Genomic DNA, 18190 nt, shown 5'->3' on the forward strand with positions numbered 1-18190 from the left:
GCATGACGGTCCATGGACCCGTCTGTCACCGCCGCCCTCATAGCGACCCCTGCCACCGTCATGGCCGCCGCAGCCGCCTACAGTGCGGAGCGCGCGCAAGAGGTGCCATGCACGGCCCCGTCGGTGCTGTGCGAAGGCAGCATCAGCGCGAGGCGTACGCGGCATACCTTGCCGCGGCGAACGGCTTTTCCGATGCAACCCTGCTCGCTCCGGAAGTGTCCGGCGGGCCGAGCTGAGTCACCGGCTCCGGACGGACTCGGCGCCGAACCACCGGATGAGTTCGGCGCGCGACGTGATGTGCAACTGCTGGAAGACACGGCGAAGGTGGTAGTCGACCGTGCGCGGGCTCAGGCAGAGCCGCGCTGCCACTTCCTTGTTGGTCGCGCCCGTCGCGACCAGCCGGATGATCTCGCGTTGACGGGCGGTCAGGCTCTCCGTCCCTGCCGGGTGAGCCGCGTGGGTACTGTCCTCGGCTTCGGCAGTCGCGTTGCCGCCGCTGGCGCGCAACTCCGCACAGACCCGGTCGAGCCACAGCCGGGCCCGATGCCTGCGGAAGATCTCCGCGGCCTCCCGGAGCTGGACACGGGACTCCGCCCGCCGGCGTTCGCGCTTGAGGTACTCGCCGTAGAGGAGGGCGGTGCGCGCCAGCTCCAGTTCACGGTCACCGGGCGCATGCAGGCGTAGAGCGAGCCGGAAGTACTCCTCGGGGTCTCCGCTTGCCAGGACCGCCCGGCACTGGGCCACCAGCGCGGTCGGCCAGCCACGGCCGACCCCCTCCGCCCACCGCGCGAACGCTGCGGTGGCCCGTTCCGCCCGGGGCCGGAGCCCGGCGCGGACGGTGGCCTCCACATAGGCGGGCACCGCCTGGAGCGCGACACCAGGGTGCCCCGGCTTCATGCGGGTGATCCGACGCAGCTTCGCAGCCGCCTCCTCCCAGCGTCCCGAGGCGAGATCTACATGCGCCAGGCCCCACAGACCGAGGGCGCAGGCGAGCCCGTTTCCGTGTTCCGTCGCCTCGCCGACCACCCGGTCCGCGTACCGCTCGCAGGTCTCGGTGTCACCGGCGAGCCCGGCGGCGAGCATCAGCATCCCCATCAGGTTGCGTACACAGGTGACCTGGCCTGTTCCGCGGGCCAGCCGCAGCGCCTCGGTCGCGATGAGCCGCGCAGAGTCCGGTCCGCTCAGCCAGCACTCGGAGTAGGCGAGGTACTGCATGGCGTGCGCAACCGTTGGGATGTCACCTGCCCTGCGCGCCAGTGCCACCGCACGTGCTGCCAGTGAACGGGCGTGGGCGTCGTCGGCGGTGAACAGTGCTCCATGGGCCGCCCAGGCGAGCAGAAGCGGGTCCTCCGCCTGCGCGGCATCTGCGACGCTCTTGCGTAACCGGATGCCGGCGGTCGGCAGCCCCCGTAACGACTCGGCGACTCCGAGGAGGCAGTGGGCGGCGAGCCGGGCGTCGGGCTCGTCCGGGACCTCGGATCCACCGAGCAGCGCCCGCGCCCGCCGGGCCGCCCGTACCGGCAAGTCCTCGCTCCCCGCGTAGAGGCCGGCCTCTCCTGCCGCGGCCAGTGCCTTGGCCGCGAGACGGGTGTTGCCGTCCGCCAGTACGTCCGCGGCGGTCAGCAGTGCGTCGTAGGCGTCGTCCGGTGTGCCCTGGTGGAGCGAGAGCACGCCCTGCAGAAGAGCGATGTCCCCTTGCAGGGACGGGTGTTGCGTACCGGCCAGCATCTCCGCTTGCTCCAGCAACCGGGCGGCACGCCGCAGACGCCCGGCCATGCTGCTGCAAGTGGCAGCGGCGACGAGGCGGCCGGCCCGCGGACCGTCCTCACCGGTCAGCTCCGCCGAGCGTTCCATCAGTACAGCAGCGTGGCACGGTTCGCCGTGCCGACGCGCCCGGGCAGCCTGGCGCTCCAGCTCGTCGGCCAGTCCTGCGTCCGCTTCCGTGGACAGGGCGGCCTCGTGCCAGCCGCGACGGTCGTCGTGACCGGCGGCGAACGCATGCGCCAGGAGTTCGTGCGCCCAGTGCCGTTCGGTCAGATCCAGACTCTGGCGGATGGCCCGGGCGAGGGCGGCGTCGCGAAAGGACAGGGTCGTCCTCGACACAGTGATGAGTCCCGCCACCTCGGCGCTCTTCAAGGCCGCGGGGTCGATCGCCGCCAGTTGGGCCACTCGGTACAGCGTCAGGGGATCCAGGCGCGGTTCCGTGGCCAGCAGTGTGAGCAGCCGGCGGCAGTCGTCGGAGAGCTTGCCCAACGGCGCGAGCCTGAGTTGGGTCAGTCGCGGCCCCAGCGGGAGTGGATCAGGCAGCCGTGGCAGCTCCGCCAGCTGACCGGGGTTCAGCGTCCGCAGGAGCTCGAGAAGGACCAGTGGATTGCCGTTGGCGGCATGGACGAGTACCTCGCATACGGCGGGCGCCACCGCTGACGGGTGGTGCTGTGCGATCAACCGCAGGCAGTCGCGGTCGCTCATGCCCGTCAGATGCAGTACCGGCACACCCGGCATCAGCATGGGTTCCTCACCGTCTGCACCAGCCAGGACCAGGACCCGTTCGGTGCTGATCCGACGGGCCACAAGACCGAGGACGTGCTGTGACTCGGCGTCGACCCATTGCAGGTCATCGACGGTGACCAGCACCGGTCGCCTGACGGAGCTCCGCGACAGCAGAGCCAGCACCGCTACGGAGATCAGCGACCGTTCCCGGGGCGGCGGCACGAGGCCGAGAAGTACCCTCTCCAGCAACTCGGCCAAGTGTGGCGGGAGGCGGCGTATGCCGACGGCCAAGGGGCGGACCATTCGCTGTACCGCTGCGTAGTCCAGGTTCTGCTCCGCCTGTACTCCGTCAGCGCGGACGGTGTGGAACCCCTGCGCGAGGTGCGTAGCGTGCCGGATCAGCATGGTCTTGCCGAGGCCCTGATCCCCCGTCAGCAGCAGTGCACCACCCTTCCTCGCACTGCGGCAGGCCTCGATCCACGCGACGAGTTGCCGGCGTTCGGCCCGTCTGCCGACCATGGTGTGCTCGGTGCCGTACGTCATGACGTACGCCTCCTGGATGGACTGACCCTGGGTCAAGAATAATGATTATTCGCGGCCGGGAGTGCAAGAGAGGACCCTGGGCCCGCACCGTGGCCGAGGCGGAGAGCGAGCGGCGGGAGACCGCCGTGACCCGAGGGGACCGGCCGCATGACGCGGCTAGGCTGGGCGCGTGGCAGAGCCTGATTCTTTCGCGAGGCCGTCCAGGCCGGTGATCCGTGAACGCCTGGTCGAGGCTGCTGTCCAGGAGTTCGGTGAGCAGGGCTACGACCGCGCGAGGGTGCAGGACATAGCCCGCCGAGCCGGCCTCTCCACCGGGGCGATCTACGGCAACTTCCGCAACAAGGCCGAACTTCTCGCCGAGGCGGTCGACTACGGCCTGGCGGCGGCATCGCACAAGCTCGCCCAGGCCCTGAGCAGCGGTGCCGGACCCGCCGATGTCCTCGCGCTGATCGTCACGGATCTCTCCGATCCACGTCAGCAGACCTGGGCGCCGCTGGTCAGCGAAGCGCTCACAGCCGCCAGGCGGGACGCCGAGGTCGCCCGCAGGGTCCACGCCGCGTTGAGTCGGGTGGAGAGCGAGTTGAGGGACCTGGTTGAACTCGCCCAGCGGAACGGCACGTTCGGCCCGCTGATCGATGCAGCGGCCTGCGCCCGCCTTGTGTTGTGCGTGTCCCTGGGAGTGGACGTACTCGCCGCAATAAAGGCGGACAGCCCGGACCATGGTGCCTGGACCTCGCTGATGCACGTTCTGTTCGCCGGGCTGGGCGCTGCCGAATGAACCTGGGGAGAGGCCTTCCGCGGCGCCGCGGTGATCGGTGAGGGCGACCTCAATCACCGGCGGGATACGGCCACGAATCAGTGAAGTCACCGGTCTTGCCCCGCTCAGTGCGGCCAAAAATGCAGGAAGAATGCTGGTCAGTGCATCACGAGTGCGTCACCTGATTTTACCTGCGTCCCGCCTGTGTTGACACCGCAAAAGGCGCACGTCACTCTACCGGTGAGCCTCGGCAAGGCCGTACACACGTGAACCGGACGCCCGATTCCTGGGCCGGTATTTCTCCTTTCGGCAAAGCTGATCGCCTCTTTGGAATGCGATCGAGAGAAAATCGGTTCGGCAGCCCAGGAATCCCGCACCGATTTCCGCATCAGGTCCTTGCCTGTCTGGCACCAACTCCTGATCCGAAAAGGAGAGAGACATGTCCCGGCGAAGTCTGCCCCTCACTGCCCCACTGATCGTTACCGCATTGGGGACCACTGCGGCACTGGTCGTCACCGCAGCCACCCCGGTCCCCGCCGCGGAGCAGGCGTCCACGTCTGCAGTGCACCGAGCCCCTGAGGCCAGGACGACAACGACCGTGCGCTACGGGCCGTTCACCCTTCCCGCCGCGTCAGGGCACGACCACGGTGAAACCGGCAACCGCCTTGCGCTGAACGTCCAGAAGCCGTGCGACGACTGCTTCATCACGGGCTTCAAGCCAAACCTCGTATATCCGGACGGGTCGAACGCGAACGTCAACACCGGTCCGATGCTCCACCACGCGGTGCTGGGCACCCACTCGAAAAGCGACGTCGTCTGCCGCGGCCCCCAGCGGAAATTCGCCTCCGGGAACGAGCGAGTGGAAAGTGTCCTGCCCTCCGGATACGGCATTAAAGTGCGCCGGGGTGAGCGCTGGAACATGCTCTACGACCTCATGAACCATGCGCCCCAGAGAAAGACCGTGTACATCACCTTCACCTTCACCCATGAACCCGCCGCGGGCTCGAGGCTCCAGCCTGTGACACCGATCTGGATGGATGCGGGCGGCTGTCTCGGCAGTGCGTACGACGCTCCGGAGGGCGCCAGCGAAAAGGTCAGGCGGTGGCGCTCCACCATTTCCGGAAGGCTCGTCCACATGCGCGGCCACCTGCACCACGCGGGCCGTTCTGTGCGTACGGAGAACCTCACCACGGGAAAGCTGCTGTGCAACATCGTGGCGGAGGAGGGCGGAAGCCCCGAATTCATCGACCTCCACGGCAACACGGAGATCTCGGACATGCCGCCGTGCAGCGGCGATCCGCTCGGCACCATCAAGCGGGGGGAAGTCCTGCAGATCACCAGCAGGTACGAGAGCGCAGGACACTCGCACGGCGGCGTCATGGGCATCATGGCCGGCTGGGTGGCTGAGGACTGATCAGTGCCGCATGGTCGTGGGGCGGATCGGTTCCGGGGACCGGCGCCCGGCTGGATGATCGGTGTGGCCGACGCCCTGGTCTGTCTGGTGTGGGCGGCCGGCGTGTGGGTGGCGCTGCAACTCGAAGTCGGCCCTGCGCTGCGCACCGCGGCACTCTTCGTGCACCTGGCAGCGCTGATCCTGGGGCTCGGCACCGTGCAGACCATTGACTACTATGGGCTGCTCTGGTTGCTGGGGCGGCGCAGCCTGCGTCAAGTGCTGGACTTCACCAGGCCGTTGCATGTGCTCGTCTGGTCCGGTCTGACAGGCATGGTGATCAGTGGTGCCGTCCTCGGCCCAGACCTGGCACTGGCAGCCACCCGGGTGAAGCTGGGACTGGTTCTCCTGGTCGCTCTCAACGGCGTGCACGCGCACGCTCTGCACCGCTCCCTCGCGGAGCAGGCGGGAGGGCAGGTGGAGAGACGGCTGCTGGTGCGTGGAGCGATGTCCGCCGTGGTTTCCCAGGTGGGATGGTGGGGGGCTGTGGGGATCGGGTTCCTCAACAGCCAGTCCTGAGTGGCAGCCAGTGCTTCTGAAGCGCCTGTGCGGACCGTAAGCCCTGGCACGGGGCGCGCGTGGAGCCCCTGGCACACCCGGTCCACCCCTCGGTCACCGGTCGGTAGATGCACACGTGTGCACCCGTACCGCTGGTGACCGTGGGGGACCAGTTCGGGCGTGCGCAGGGCACGGTCCTCCGCGAAGAGCGCCTTGCCCCGCGCCGAGGAGCAGCGGCGTGATCACGAGCCGGATCTTCGACCAGGCCGCGTGCAGGGGCAGGCACGAGCGTGGACTCCCCATGACCAACAGGTCGCCGCCGTCGGTCTCGCGCAGCTCCCGGTTGCGGGCGCCGGCTGCGTGCGTTCCACGTCAGCTCGTTGTCACCCGGCATCTCGGACACGGCGTACTCCGGGATGGCGTTCATCCGGTCGGCGAACGGTCGCGGCCCGCTCGGGCCGGAAGGCACCGCCTGGTCGACTCCCTCTCTTGAGCCTTGGATTCAGATCCGACGACCGAGACGATCCGCATGCCGGTTCCATGATCCCTGTTCCGGGTGGTCGAACGGGGCAGCCGCGGCCGTCCGCCCACCCGGCCGCCGCTGTCCGGCCCACGCCCAGGGCGTTGTCCCGCGCGACCCGCTGTCACACCGCGGTGAGACCACCGTCCACCACCAGGCTCTGGCCGGTGATGTAGGAGGCCCGATCGGAGAGAAGGAAGGTGACTGCCTCTGCCACTTCCCAGGCGGTGCCCTGACGGCCGAGCGGAATGCGGGCGAATGAGGCCGCCCGGGAAGTCCGGTTCGCCGATGCATGGCGGCCCATCGGCGTGTCGATCAGGCCGGGGACGACCATGTTGGCGCGGATGCCTCGTGCCGCTCCCTCCCTCGCCACATGGCGAGTCAGCCCGAAGAGGCCGGCCTTGGAGCTGTCGTAGGCGGGAGAGCCGGTCGCGGCACGCAGTCCGGCGACCGAGCCGATGAAGACGACGGCGCCTTCGTCAGCCATCGAAGGAAGGCCGTGTTTGGCGGCGAGGAAAGGCGCACGCAGATTCAGGCGGAGAACCTCGTCCCATTCCTCGGGCGACGAGTCCGCCAGTCCGGAGCCGAGGCCCACCCCTACATTGACCACCAGCGCGTCCAGCCCGCCCAGCCCGCGGACCGCCTCGGCGACCATGGCGGCCGACTGCTCCGCGTCCGTGGCATCAGCGACCACGGGAACACCCAGGGCACCTTCGGCGGTGACCAGGTCGGCGGTCACGGCGGCTACTGGGCCGAGGATGTCGGCGCAGGCCAGTTCGCGGGCGGCGAGAACGGCGATCGCCCGGCCGTTGCCGACGGGCGCCTGCGGGGCGTCGTCGGGACGCGTGCCCGCGCCGACCACCAGCACTTTGCGGCCCGCGAGCCGTCGGGCGGCGCGATCCCGTTCCGCCTCACTCATCGTTCCCGTTCCTTTCCGGCGAGGCCTGGGCTGTCGAAGCCCGGGTCCAGCGCCACACCGACGGAGTTCAGGAAGAACGCCACCATGTGGTACTGCCCCACCAGCATGGTGATCTCGATCATTTCCGCGTCGCCGAAGTGCTCGGCCAGGACGTCCCACGTGGCCTCGCAGAGCCGCGCATCGCGGTTCAGCTCGTCGGCGGCCCGGATGAGGCACCTTTCGAGGTCGGTCCACCCGTCGGCCTCCGGGCCCTGGACGAGGCGGTCGATCTCCGTATCGGTAACGCCCGCAGCCTTGGCCAGGGGGACATGGCGTCCCCACTCGTACGGGGCGCCGGTGTTGTACGACGTGCGCAGGATCAGCAGTTCACGGAGCCTTCCCGATAGCCGGCCCCGGCGGAGCAACTGGCCTCCGAAGGGCATGAACCGCTCGTAGAGGTCGGGATGACGCACCAGCGTGGTGAAGATGTTCGGGATCCGGCCCCCTGGGTCCCGAGGGGCTGCGGCCAGCAGGTCGCGGGTCCGCGCATCCCAACTGTCCTCGGGCAGGGCCACGAGTCGCGGGAGGGGGAGGGCGTTGCCGTGCCGTACAGGGTCTCGCTCCGGCATGGAGTCTCCAAGATGAGGTGCCCACGCGAACCAGCGGGTGCGCACTCCGTGGTGTGGGCGTGTGGGTGGTGACGGGCGTGGCAGGTCCGCGTGGGACCGGGAGGGCCGGCCGGTGTGCGCAAGCCGGTCCCTCCCGGTCGGCCGGACGTCAGCCGGTGACGGGGCCGAACTGCTCGCGGGTGTCGACGGGTTCCCCGAACAGGACCCATCGTTCCCCCGTGAAGCGCACCAGTTGCATGGTCTCGATGGGGAACCGGTCCTTGGGGCCGGTGTTCAGAGAGACGCCAGGGAGCAACATGCCCACCTTGACGTCCTTGAGCTTCTGGACGGAGTCCCTCAGCCCTTCTCTCGTCGGGCATTCCATGGCGTCGAGTGCCTTGTGCAGGCTTGAGGCCACGGCCCAGCCGTAGGCGTTGAACTGGATCGAGGGATCGGTGTCCGGGGCGTACTTCTTCATCGCCGTGCGGTAGGTCTGCATTTCCGCGTCGTCAGCCCACTGGGGGTCGGCGGGATCCTTGAAGTAGGTGGCGGAGACCACGCCCTGGACGTTCTTGAAACCGACGGGCTTGAGCACGCTGGTCGACGCCGAGACGCTGTTGACGATGTGCAGCGGGTTCCACTTGGTGTTCTTCGCATCCGCGGCCAGGGTCTGGCTGCCGAACTTGGGCGTGGTGATGTTCAGCAGCACATCCGCCTTGGAGCGGGCGAGGCTGGTCATCTGGGCCGAGACGGACGGGTCGGTGACCTCGTAGCTCTCCTCCGCGATCACCTTGACGTCGCTGCCCTTGACGGCCTGCTTGAACCCGCCGAGCAGGTCCTTGCCGAAATCGTCGTTCTGGAAGAGCACGGCCACCTTGGCCTTCGGCTTCTCCTTCTTGAGGTAGTCGGCGTACATCCGGGACTCGGCGACGTAGTTGGGCTGCCAGCCCATGGTCCACGGGTGCTTGGTGTCCGTCCCCCACATGGAGGCGCCGGTGGCCACGAACGGCTGTGGCACCTTCTGCTGGTTGAGGTAGTCCCACACGGCTGAGGTGGAGGGCGTTCCCAATGTCTGGAACACTGCGAAGACCTTCTCCCGTTCCACCAGCCGTCGGGCTTCCTCCACGGCCTTCGGCGGCTGGTAGCCGTCGTCACGGACCACGAACTCGACCTTGCGGCCGCCGATACCGCCCTTCTCGGCGTTGACGTACTTGAAGTAGGCGCTGACGCCGTTGCTGATGGTGCCGTAGGCGGAGGCTGGTCCGGACATAGGGTAGATACCGCCGAGCTTGATGCTCTTGTCGGTGATACCCGTGGTCTGCTGGCCCTTGCAGGCGCCGTCGGAGGCGGCGGCATCTTCCTGTCCCCGTTGACTGGAGCAGGCGGTCGTGGTGAGCAGGGCGGCGATGCCCGCGGCGGCTGCCCGCAGGGTAGTGGTGCGACGCATCCGGATCATCCCTTTCCGGTGGTGGGCGGTGCGGTGAGGGGCTGGTGGTCGGGCTGTGGGGGGCCGGGCGGTTCCGCGGGAGAGGCCGGCTCCGGACGGCGGCGGGTGTGGCGCAGGCGTTGCTCCACACGCCCCCGGACCCCCTGTCCGGCACGGGCCGCCAGGCCGGCCAGTCCGGTCGGGGCCAGATACATGACGGCGATGATCAGAAGGCCGAAGACGACTCCTGGCGCGGCCGGGCTGACGTCCTGCGCCAGATTCGGCACGTACATCACGAAGGCCGCGCCCAGCAGTGGCCCGTACGCCGATGCCAGGCCACCCACGACCAGACCGGCCAGGAGGGTGATGGACAGGTTGATGCTGAAGGAGTCAGGAGACACGAAGCCGATCACCCAGGTGTACAAGCACCCGGCGACACCTGCGAACATCGCGCTCCAGGCGAAGGCGAGCGTCTTGTGGAAGGAGAGCCTCACCCCCATCACCTCCGCTGCGGTGGCGTTCTCCCGGATGGCGAGCAGCGCCCGGCCGACCCGCGAGTGCACCAGGTTGCGGACGACCAGCAGCGTGACCGCAGCGACGGTGAGGGTGAGGAAATACAGCCACTGGTCGTCGGCCAGGCCGGTCCAGGAGGGCGGCTGCGGCTTGGGGACGGTCAGGCCCATGGAGCCGCCGGTCACGTGCTCGAACCGCTTCAGCAGCGGCGGGAGGAACACGGCGAACGCCAAGGTGACCAGAGCCAGGTAGAGGCCGCGGAGCCGTAGCGCGGGTACCCCGAAGCCCAGACCGAGGAGGAAGCATCCCGCGGCCGCGATCGGCAGCGTGGCCAGGTGGTCGATGGTGAACCGGTCGAGCATGACGGCCGCCGTGTAGGCGCCCACGGCGAAGAACGCGCCGTGTCCGAGGGAGATCTGCCCGCCGTAGCCCACCAGTAGGTTCAGGCCCGCCAGTACGATGGCGTAGATCAGCACCATGGTCAGCTGGAAGACCCGGAACGGGGCGAAGTAGTAGGGCGTCGCGAGCAGAGCGGCCGCGATGACCAGCGCCGCGAGCGGACGTGCCCAGCGCGCGGTGCGCGAAGCGTGAGTGGTGATCAGTTCTGCCGTGGTCATGCCCGCTCCACCGCCGCCCGGCCGAACAGCCCCTGAGGCCGCACCAGCAGCACCACGAGGATGATCAGCAGTGGTACGCCGATCTTCAGGTCGGCGCCGACGAATCCGACGTAGGCCCCGGCCAGGGTCTCGGCGACACCCACGACCAGGCCGCCCGCCACCGCGCCCACCGGGCTGTCGAAGCCGCCGAGGGTGGCCGCGGCGAAGGCGTAGATGAGGACGCCGCCCATCATGTTGGGTTCCAGGAACAGCAGTGGGGCGACCAGGACGCCCGACAGCGCGCCGACCGTCGCGGCCAGCCCCCAGCCCAGCATCAGCACCCGGCCCACCCGGATGCCCGAGAGCCTGGCCGAGGCGGGATTGTCGGCGACCGCTCGCATCACCAGACCGGTCCTGGTGTGCTGGAACAGCAGGTACAGCAGCCCCATCACCACGGCCACGACGCCGATGACGCCCAGCGTCGACCAGCTGATGCCGACCCCGGCCAGGGCGAGGCTGCCGTCGGGGAACGGCTGGGGGAAGTCCTTCACGGTGAACGACCAGATCAGGCCCGCGGCCGCGTTGACGAAAATGAACAGGCCCACGGTGACGATGACGATGGTCAGCTCGGGCGCTCCCTCGACCGGCCGGATGAGCAGGCGCTCGATGAGCATGCCGCCCGCGAAGGAGATCGCGAGAGTGACCGGTAGGGCCAGCCAGAACGGCATCCCCGAGGCGACCAGCTGCCACGCCACGTAGGTGGAGATCATGGCGAGCTCGCCCTGGGCGAAGTTGACGATGCCGGTGAACCGGTGGATCAGGACCAGGGCCAGTGCGAGGCTTGCGTAGACCGAGCCGGCACCCAGTCCTTCCACGACCTGCTGGAGGAACTCGGTCACGAGCCACCACCTGCCTTGCCGGCCTGGACGGAGATGCCGAGGTACACCTCGGCGACCTGGCCGTCCTGGCGGATCTGATCGGCCGGGCCCGACAGCACCAGGCGGCCCGACTCCAGTACGTGCGCCTGATGCGCGATGTCCAGCGCGAGCTTGGCGTTCTGCTCGACGACGACCACGGTCGTGTGCTCCTCCTCGTTGACGGTACGGACGATCCGGAACAGCTCGCGGGTGACGAGGGGCGCCAGGCCCAGCGAGGGTTCGTCGAGGAGCAGCAGCGCAGGACGGAGCATCAGCGCCCTGCCGATCGCGAGCATCTGCTGCTCGCCGCCGCTGAGGCTGCCCGCCGACTGCCGGGAGCGCTCCTGCAGTTTGGGGAAGTAGCCGTAGACCCGCTCCAGGTCCGCTGCCACCGCAGCCCGCTCGCTCCTGCCCCGGCGCCCTCGACGGTGGCGCAGATACGCGCCGACGCGCAGGTTCTCCTCCACGGTGAGGTCGTTGAACGTGCCCCGGCCCTCGGGTACGTGTGCCACACCGAGCCGGGCGGCCTGTTCGGGGGAGCGACCCAGCAACCGGGCGCCGTCCAGCGTCACCGATCCGCGCCCCGTGACCATGCCGCTCAGCGCCCTCAGGGTCGTGGTCTTGCCCGCGCCGTTGGGCCCGAGGATCGCGCAGACCTCGCCGCGGCTGACAGAGAATCCGATGCCGTGCAGGACGCGGGCCTGCCCGTAGCCGGCGTGCAGGTCCGAAATCTCGAGGAAGGCCGGTGCCGCGGATTCGTCGGCGGGAGAGTCCTTCATCTGCTCGCTCATGCCGCCGCTCCCAAGTAGGCCTCGATGACGGCCGGGTCACGCTGCACCTGTTCCGGCGGCCCGTCTGCGATCGTGCGTCCGAAGTCCAGGCACACCACGCGGTCACACAGCCCCATCACGAACCCCATGTGGTGCTCGACCACGACCAGGGTGAGGTCGAAGTCCTCGCGCACCGCCCTGATCAGGTCGGCGAAGACCTCGACCTCGCCGTGGCTGAGGCCGTTGACCGGCTCGTCGAGCAGCAGCAGCCGGGGCTCCACGGCCAGCGCCCTGGCCAACTCGACCCGTTTGAGCGTGCCGAAGGGCAGGCCGGAGGCGGGATGGTCCGCGACGTCGGCCAGGTCCAGCCGCTGCAGCAGTTCCTGCGCAAGGGAGCGCAGCCGCGCTTCCTCACGCCGCACACGCGGCAGCCGCAGCGCGGCGGCGAGATGCCCTGCGCGGCCCCGGTGGTGAGCGCCGACCATCACGTTCTCCCGGACCGTGAGGTGCTGGAACAGGCCCAGATTCTGGAAGGTGCGGGCGATGCCGTGCCCGGCCACGGTGTGCGGGGGCAGGGACAGCAGGTCCTGGCCCTCGTAGCGCACCGTGCCCTCGTCGGGCGTGCACCGCCGGGTCAGACAGTTGAAGAGCGTGGTCTTTCCCGCTCCGTTGGGCCCGATGAGGCCCACGGCGGTGCCCTGCTCGACAGCGAATCCGACGCCGTCCAGAGCCGTGATTCCGCCGAAACGCATGGTGATGCCGTCGACCGCGAGCATGTGCGCCGCCCTTTCGACAAGGTCCCTGGGGGGTGGGCGAGCGTCACAGTAGGTGGGCCCCCTCTGCGCGGGCATTGGGTGCGAGCACTCAACTTCGCGGCCGTCACCTTGTGCGCCGCGCACAGTCCGAGGTGAACAACCGGTCACCGCCCTGTTGACTGGTCACGATTCGGGGGCGACGATCCCGCCATGCATCACGCGATCGTGCCGAGCGTGCCTCCCATGACCGAGCAGCTGCGCCACGAGCGGCTGCGAATCCTGTGCGACGTGAAGGAGCGCGTGGAGCAGGTGGCGGAGTCCGCGCTTGCGGTGATGCGCGCCGAGATCCCCGCCTACGCGGTGCAGGACGAGCACTTCTTCGAAGACGTGCGCCACCAACTGCTCTCGCACTACCGGGTCCAGCTGGCGCTGCTCGGGGGCGAGCGGAGCTTCGCCTCCGAGGAGTTGGCCTTCAGCCGGGCGGGGGCGATGCGCAGGGCCCGCGCCGGGTTCGCGCTGGAGGACTTCATCAGCGCGTTCCGGGTCGGCCGGCAGGTCTTCTGGGAGGCCCTGCGCGACTGCGCGGGGCCGTCGGCCGCCGGGCAGGATGCCGTGCTCACCCTGGTCGCCCCGCTGATGCGGTACATGGACTTCGCCAGCACCCAGGCAGCACAGGCCTACTTGGAGTTTCAGCAGCATGTCGTGGCCGACGCGGACCGCGAGCGCAGGGACCTGCTCGAGCAACTGCTCGCGGGCCACATGCCGACCCGGGGACCTCTCATGGCCGCGGCACAGGCCTACGGCATCGGCGCGCAGGTGCCGATGATGGTGGTCGCGGCGGTCTGCGTCGACGGCGCCCGGCACGGGGGTGCGGGCACGGCCGCCGAGAGCGGATACATCACCAGCGCGGCGATCTCCGCCGCCGGCGTGCGGGCCGCCAGAGTCCTGGTGGTCGTGCGGCACGGCGAGGTCGTGGCCGTGCCGGTGCTGCGTACGGGCACCGAGCCGGACGAGATATGCGCGCGCTTCGAAGAGGTGCAGCGGCACCTGGCCAGGGACGGAACGGTCCTGGCGATGGGGATCAGCACGGTGGCCCGGGGCGCGGCGGAGCTGCCGCGGGCCTACCAGGAGGCCAGAGCCGCCCTGGAGTTCGTTCCCAGCGGGGGAGGGGTGGCGGCGCTACCGCGGCTGTCTCCGTTCCAGTACCTCGCCCTGCGCGCGGACGCCATCGCCCGCCAGCTGGTCGACCCGCGGATCAGCGCCCTGCTGGATGACGACGTCCGGCGCGGGGGTGCGCTCGCGGCCACCGTACGGGCGTTCGCCGAGGCGGATCTGAACCTGAGGCTGGCGGCGGAGCGGCTGCAGGTACACCACAACACGGCGTACTACCGGTTGCGCCGCATCGAGGAACGCACCGGGCGTAACCCGCGCCGGATCGCCGATCTGCTGGAACTGCTGGTCGCTCTCGCCATCCGCGACGCGGCCTGGGGAACGGAGGACGTGCAGTGAGCCAGACCCATCCGGAGCGGACGGCCGACTCACCGGAAGCGTCGGCGAAGACCGTGGTGGAGGGGGTGCAGGCCGCGGCGGAGGCGACGGTGCGGACTCCCGCAGAGGCCGCGGCCGCCGCGGACGTCTCGGCGCGACGCGCGTTGCTGGACGCAGCGCTCGATGTGTTCACCGAGCGCGGCTACACCAACGCGAGCGTGACGGAGATCGCGGCGCGTTCGGGCATCCCCGTCGGCAGCCTCTTCCACCACTACGGGGGCAAGAGGGGCTTGTATCTGGCGTTGTGGGAGGAGTTCCAGGAAGAGCAGGAGCAGCGGACCGCGGCGGGGGTCGCCGCGGCGCGCGGCCAGGGCGTGACCGACCCGGTCGCGCTGTTCCTCACGGGGGCGAGGGCCTATCTCGAGGGCGCCTGGGTACGCCGGCGCATCGGCAGGCTGCTGCAGCAGGAGGACGGCCCTCCTGGTTTCGACGCACTGCGGCGCCAGTGGGACCGCTCGTGGGTACGGCGCAACGCCAGGCTGCTCGAGGTGGATGAGACGCGGCGCACCGGCCGTGTCCGGGGCGTCGTGCTGACCACGGTGATCGCGGGTGCCGCCCAAGAGCTGAGCGACTGCGCGGACATGGCCGAGGCCCAGGAAATCATCGAGGAAGTCTGCGGCATCCTGGCGCACCTGTCGAAACCTCCCGGGTGACCGGAGCGCCACCGCTGGGGATCCGCGCAGGGTAAAGGCTTTCTGAACGATGTTCGGTTATCGGGGGTGCGTGTAAGGTGAAGCCAGAAGCAGGGCGCTGCTGACTGCGGCGCTTCACGGTGTGGGGGTGCATCGGTGGGCCGACCGACCAAGCCGATTCTCAGCCGCGGGCGCATCTGCGCCACGGCGCTGGCGATCGTGGACCGGGACGGGCTCACCGAACTGTCGATGCGCAGGCTCGCACGGGAACTCGGGGTTCAGGTCTCCTCGCTCTACGAGCACGTCAAGACCAAGGACGACGTCCTCCACGAAGTCGCCAACACCATCATGGAGGACGTGGACGTCTCCGGCTTCGAGACCGGCGACTGGCGACACGGCGTGGCCTCCTGGGCCCGGTCCTACCGCGCCGCGCTGGCTGCCCATCCCCAGATCGTCCCGTTCCTGGCCTACGGCCCCGCCCGCCGTGAAGCCTCCCTGCGGCGCGCCGACGCCGTTCATGGCGGTCTCGTGGGCGCCGGCTGGCCGCCGCGCTATGCCACATTGATCGGTGCCTCGACCAAGTACCTGGTGGTCGGGTCCGCGATGAGTTCGTTCGCCGGGGGGTTCGAGGACGACGTCCAGGTCTACGTCGAGCGCTATCCGCACCTCGCGGGGGCCCACCGCCTGCGCGGCCGCGCAGGCGTGATCGACCGGGACAGCTTCGAACTCGCCCTGGAGATGTTCCTCGACGGCCTCACCGCCCTGCACGCCCGCGTCACGGCACCACAGAAGCCGGCCGGTTCCTGATCGAGAAGCCGGCCGGTTCCTGATCGCCGCGCAGACCGCGGCAGCGGACCTCAGGCGGACGCGGAGGGTGACTCGCCGACGACGTCTTGTGCTGCATGCTGGGCACCTCTAAGCTCCCAAACCGAACGCCGTTCGGCATAGTCGGTGCCGCGCGGCGTGTCCTTCGCTTGTTCGCCTGGTTCCACGGCGGCCGCCCGTGAGCCTGAGGATCGTGGTCGACATCCCTCGCTGATCGAGGAGATCAGGACCCACAAGGGCTGAGCACGTCACTGCGTCACGGCTCGGACACCGAGTCGTGCCCTGGCAGACACCGACCCGGTCGACTGCCCCTGCGGTGACGCCTCGCCCTCGCCGCGGCATGCAGCCAAGAGGAGTTGATGTCGTCATGACCAGTCCCTTTGAGCCGTTCCAACGACCACCGTCGTACGTCCGTAGCCCCTACGCGCACACCCCCAACGCGGAGCCGGGCGTCCCGACGGACATCGAACGGTTGCACACGGAGCGCCGTTCCAGGGTCTTTCCCGTTGTCGCCGCCGTGGTCGGCTTCTATCTGCTCAACGCCCTTCTGGCCAACGTGGCCGGCGAACTGATGGCTGTGAGGCTGGTCGGCCACCTGAACATCGGGCTCGCCCTCGCGCTCCTGCAGTGCGCCACCACGCTCCTGGTGTGCCGCTGGTACGCGCGTTACGCCCGCACCACCCTGGATCCGCTGACCGAGAGGGTGCGGGCAGGGCTCGAACCGAGGGGGAGCCGTCGGTGAGCGCCTCTCAGATTCCCACCCAGATCGCGCACAACGGAGCAACCCTGATCGTCTTCGCGGTCTTCGTCGTCTGCGTCGTCCTCATCGCCTTGTGGGGTGCGGCGGACAGCGACACCCCCCGCCGCTTCTTCGTCAGCGGCCGCGAACTGTCCTCCGCGCGCAACGGAATCGCCCTGTTCGGCGACTTCATCTCCGCGGCGACGCTTCTCGGCACTCCGGGGCTCATCGCGCTGGCCGGTTTCGACGGCATCCCGTATCTGGTGGGGCCCGTCGTGGTCTGGGCCGTCATTCTGCTGGTGGTCGCAGAGCCGTTCCACAACACCGGCAGTTATACGGTGGGCGCCGCGCTGGCGCGCCGGCTGCGGCCGCGGCCCGTCCATCTGGCCATGGGCCTCGCCACGCTGGTGATCTCGCTGTTCTACCTCACCGCCCAACTTGTGGGTGCCGGTGCGCTCGCGGCACCTCTGCTGGGCATATCCGGCGAGGCGGCCCAGAACTGCCTGATGGTCTTCCTCGGCGTCCTGATGATCATCTATGTGGCCATCAGCGGTATGCACGGCGCGACGCTCGTACAGCTGCTCAAGGCGGCCGTCCTGCTGGTCGCGAGCATCTTCCTGGCGGTGCTGGTGCTGGCGAAGTTCGGTTGGAACCCCAGTGACCTGCTGGGAACCGCGGCCCGCCGCAGCGGCGTCGGGGAGAACTTCCTCGCCCCCGGCGCCCGCGCACAGGGGACCGGTATGGAAACGCTGGACAGACTGAGCCTCCAGCTCGGAGCCCTGTTCGGAGCCGCTGGACTCCCGCACCTCCTGATGCGCATGTGTGTGGTGCCCTCCGCGCGCGCTGCCCGGCGTTCGGTGCAGTGGACGGCGGTTCTGACGTGCGTGTTCTGCGTGACCGCGGGGGTTTTGGGATTCGGCGCCGCGGCGGTGCTCGGCCCGGAGACCATCCTCGCCGGGAGCCCCTCGGGGAACACGGCCACCCTGCTGCTCGCCCACTCCCTCGGCGGGTCGTGGATGCTCACCGTCATGGCCTGCGTGGCGTTCGCCACGATCCTGGCCGTGGTGGCGGGCATCGCCCTCGCCGCCGCGACGTCCGTGGCGCACGACATCTACGGAGCGGTGCTCAAGCGGGGACGCGCGACCGAGGAGAAGGAACTGCTGGTCGCCCGCTGGGCGGTCGTGCTGATCGGTTGCGCGGCGGTGGGCCTGTCCCTGCTCGCCGAGCGCCTCAATGTCTCCTTCGCCGCCGGGCTGGCGTTCTGCATCGCGGCTTCGGCGATTCTTCCCGCGCTGCTGTACGGCCTGTACTGGCGGGGCTTCACCACCACCGGGGCGCTGTGGAGCATCTACGGCGGCCTGGTTTCCTCGGTGGTGCTGGCCGTGCTGTCCCCGGCGGTTTCGGGAGGTCCGACCGCGCTGTTCCCCGACATGGACTTCAGCCTGTTCCCGTTGCAGTACCCGACCATCGTCTCTGCCCCCCTGGGCCTCCTCCTGGGATGGCTCGGATCGGTGCTGGGGAGGGACAGGCCGGACCCAGCCACGCACTCCGCGCTCGAGTTGCGCACGCTCGCGGGCGCGGACGACACCTCCGCCTAGTAGTCCGCGTCCGGCCGGCGCGTTCGCCCGCAGTTCACCCGGAAAATCGCCCCATACCCGTCCCAATCGAGAGCGTAAGCGGAACTCGTCAGGCGGGGCGGAGGTCC

16 protein-coding genes are annotated in these 18190 nt (G+C 69.4%); 8 read left to right on the forward strand and 8 right to left on the reverse strand.

Features of this window, described 5'->3' with window-relative positions; all coding sequences use genetic code 11:
• Nucleotides 1-237 precede the first annotated feature (237 nt).
• Complete coding sequence (locus ACZ3H8_RS34040) at nucleotides 238-3069, reverse strand: helix-turn-helix transcriptional regulator (protein ID WP_467408325.1); 2832 nt, start codon at nucleotides 3067-3069, stop codon at nucleotides 238-240.
• A gap of 133 nt (nucleotides 3070-3202) precedes the next feature.
• Here ACZ3H8_RS34040 and ACZ3H8_RS34045 point away from each other — a divergent pair, with 133 nt between their 5' ends.
• The 3 genes from ACZ3H8_RS34045 (at nucleotide 3203) to ACZ3H8_RS34055 (ending at nucleotide 5759) form a co-directional block, all read left to right on the forward strand.
• Nucleotides 3203-3811: a TetR/AcrR family transcriptional regulator gene (locus tag ACZ3H8_RS34045; protein ID WP_467408328.1), complete on the forward strand. Its 609-nt coding sequence runs from the start codon at nucleotides 3203-3205 to the stop codon at nucleotides 3809-3811.
• Between the two features lie 418 nt (nucleotides 3812-4229).
• Nucleotides 4230-5204: a hypothetical protein gene (locus tag ACZ3H8_RS34050; protein ID WP_467408329.1), complete on the forward strand. Its 975-nt coding sequence runs from the start codon at nucleotides 4230-4232 to the stop codon at nucleotides 5202-5204.
• Nucleotides 5205-5267: 63 nt separating this feature from the next.
• Nucleotides 5268-5759, forward strand: a complete 492-nt coding sequence (locus ACZ3H8_RS34055) for a hypothetical protein (RefSeq protein ID WP_467408331.1) — start codon at nucleotides 5268-5270, stop codon at nucleotides 5757-5759.
• 623 nt (nucleotides 5760-6382) lie between these two features.
• On the opposite strand, the gene ACZ3H8_RS34060 is transcribed toward ACZ3H8_RS34055, so the two are convergent.
• The 7 genes from ACZ3H8_RS34060 to ACZ3H8_RS34090 all read right to left on the reverse strand — a co-directional run bounded on the left by ACZ3H8_RS34060 (nucleotide 6383) and on the right by ACZ3H8_RS34090 (nucleotide 12762).
• Entirely contained in the window at nucleotides 6383-7177 is a 795-nt protein-coding gene (locus ACZ3H8_RS34060) for an SDR family NAD(P)-dependent oxidoreductase (RefSeq protein ID WP_467408333.1), read from the reverse strand.
• Entirely contained in the window at nucleotides 7174-7785 is a 612-nt protein-coding gene (locus ACZ3H8_RS34065; protein ID WP_467408336.1) for a carboxymuconolactone decarboxylase family protein, read from the reverse strand. The genes ACZ3H8_RS34060 and ACZ3H8_RS34065 overlap by 4 nt, the downstream gene beginning before the upstream one ends.
• A gap of 148 nt (nucleotides 7786-7933) precedes the next feature.
• Entirely contained in the window at nucleotides 7934-9211 is a 1278-nt protein-coding gene (locus tag ACZ3H8_RS34070; RefSeq protein ID WP_467408337.1) for an ABC transporter substrate-binding protein, read from the reverse strand.
• Nucleotides 9212-9216: 5 nt separating this feature from the next.
• Nucleotides 9217-10320, reverse strand: a complete 1104-nt coding sequence (locus tag ACZ3H8_RS34075) for a branched-chain amino acid ABC transporter permease (protein ID WP_467408339.1) — start codon at nucleotides 10318-10320, stop codon at nucleotides 9217-9219.
• Entirely contained in the window at nucleotides 10317-11198 is an 882-nt protein-coding gene (locus tag ACZ3H8_RS34080; RefSeq protein ID WP_467408342.1) for a branched-chain amino acid ABC transporter permease, read from the reverse strand. Before ACZ3H8_RS34080 ends, ACZ3H8_RS34075 begins: the two co-directional genes overlap by 4 nt.
• The gene (locus ACZ3H8_RS34085; protein ID WP_467408343.1) at nucleotides 11195-12007 is read right to left on the reverse strand and encodes an ABC transporter ATP-binding protein; all 813 of its coding nucleotides are present in this window, start codon (nucleotides 12005-12007) and stop codon (nucleotides 11195-11197) included. The genes ACZ3H8_RS34080 and ACZ3H8_RS34085 overlap by 4 nt, the downstream gene beginning before the upstream one ends.
• Nucleotides 12004-12762 (reverse strand): ABC transporter ATP-binding protein, encoded by a 759-nt coding sequence (locus tag ACZ3H8_RS34090; RefSeq protein ID WP_467408345.1) that lies wholly within the window; start codon nucleotides 12760-12762, stop codon nucleotides 12004-12006. The genes ACZ3H8_RS34085 and ACZ3H8_RS34090 overlap by 4 nt, the downstream gene beginning before the upstream one ends.
• A 222-nt stretch (nucleotides 12763-12984) precedes the next feature.
• Between ACZ3H8_RS34090 and ACZ3H8_RS34095 the strand changes: the two genes are divergently transcribed.
• The 5 genes from ACZ3H8_RS34095 to ACZ3H8_RS34115 all read left to right on the forward strand — a co-directional run bounded on the left by ACZ3H8_RS34095 (nucleotide 12985) and on the right by ACZ3H8_RS34115 (nucleotide 18083).
• Entirely contained in the window at nucleotides 12985-14250 is a 1266-nt protein-coding gene (locus ACZ3H8_RS34095; RefSeq protein WP_467408347.1) for a PucR family transcriptional regulator, read from the forward strand.
• Nucleotides 14247-14942 (forward strand): TetR/AcrR family transcriptional regulator, encoded by a 696-nt coding sequence (locus tag ACZ3H8_RS34100; RefSeq protein WP_467408349.1) that lies wholly within the window; start codon nucleotides 14247-14249, stop codon nucleotides 14940-14942. The genes ACZ3H8_RS34095 and ACZ3H8_RS34100 overlap by 4 nt, the downstream gene beginning before the upstream one ends.
• A gap of 135 nt (nucleotides 14943-15077) precedes the next feature.
• Nucleotides 15078-15728, forward strand: a complete 651-nt coding sequence (locus tag ACZ3H8_RS34105) for a TetR/AcrR family transcriptional regulator (protein ID WP_467408352.1) — start codon at nucleotides 15078-15080, stop codon at nucleotides 15726-15728.
• A gap of 385 nt (nucleotides 15729-16113) precedes the next feature.
• Nucleotides 16114-16488 (forward strand): DUF485 domain-containing protein, encoded by a 375-nt coding sequence (locus tag ACZ3H8_RS34110; protein ID WP_467408353.1) that lies wholly within the window; start codon nucleotides 16114-16116, stop codon nucleotides 16486-16488.
• Nucleotides 16485-18083, forward strand: a complete 1599-nt coding sequence (locus ACZ3H8_RS34115) for a solute symporter family protein (RefSeq protein ID WP_467408356.1) — start codon at nucleotides 16485-16487, stop codon at nucleotides 18081-18083. The genes ACZ3H8_RS34110 and ACZ3H8_RS34115 overlap by 4 nt, the downstream gene beginning before the upstream one ends.
• Nucleotides 18084-18190 lie beyond the last annotated feature (107 nt).

The organism is Streptomyces sp. NPDC002868 (genome assembly GCF_055563295.1).

What these genes read in the sequence shown, in the direction of transcription:
- ACZ3H8_RS34050 (WP_467408329.1), top strand. Translation starts at nt 4,230, where the DNA reads ATGTCCCGGCGAAGTCTGCCCCTCACTGCCCCACTGATCGTTACCGCA.
- ACZ3H8_RS34060 (WP_467408333.1), bottom strand. Translation starts at nt 7,177, where the DNA reads ATGAGTGAGGCGGAACGGGATCGCGCCGCCCGACGGCTCGCGGGCCGC.
- ACZ3H8_RS34065 (WP_467408336.1), bottom strand. Translation starts at nt 7,785, where the DNA reads ATGCCGGAGCGAGACCCTGTACGGCACGGCAACGCCCTCCCCCTCCCG.
- ACZ3H8_RS34070 (WP_467408337.1), bottom strand. Translation starts at nt 9,211, where the DNA reads ATGCGTCGCACCACTACCCTGCGGGCAGCCGCCGCGGGCATCGCCGCC.
- ACZ3H8_RS34075 (WP_467408339.1), bottom strand. Translation starts at nt 10,320, where the DNA reads ATGACCACGGCAGAACTGATCACCACTCACGCTTCGCGCACCGCGCGC.
- ACZ3H8_RS34085 (WP_467408343.1), bottom strand. Translation starts at nt 12,007, where the DNA reads ATGAGCGAGCAGATGAAGGACTCTCCCGCCGACGAATCCGCGGCACCG.
- ACZ3H8_RS34090 (WP_467408345.1), bottom strand. Translation starts at nt 12,762, where the DNA reads ATGCTCGCGGTCGACGGCATCACCATGCGTTTCGGCGGAATCACGGCT.
- ACZ3H8_RS34095 (WP_467408347.1), top strand. Translation starts at nt 12,985, where the DNA reads ATGACCGAGCAGCTGCGCCACGAGCGGCTGCGAATCCTGTGCGACGTG.
- ACZ3H8_RS34110 (WP_467408353.1), top strand. Translation starts at nt 16,114, where the DNA reads ATGACCAGTCCCTTTGAGCCGTTCCAACGACCACCGTCGTACGTCCGT.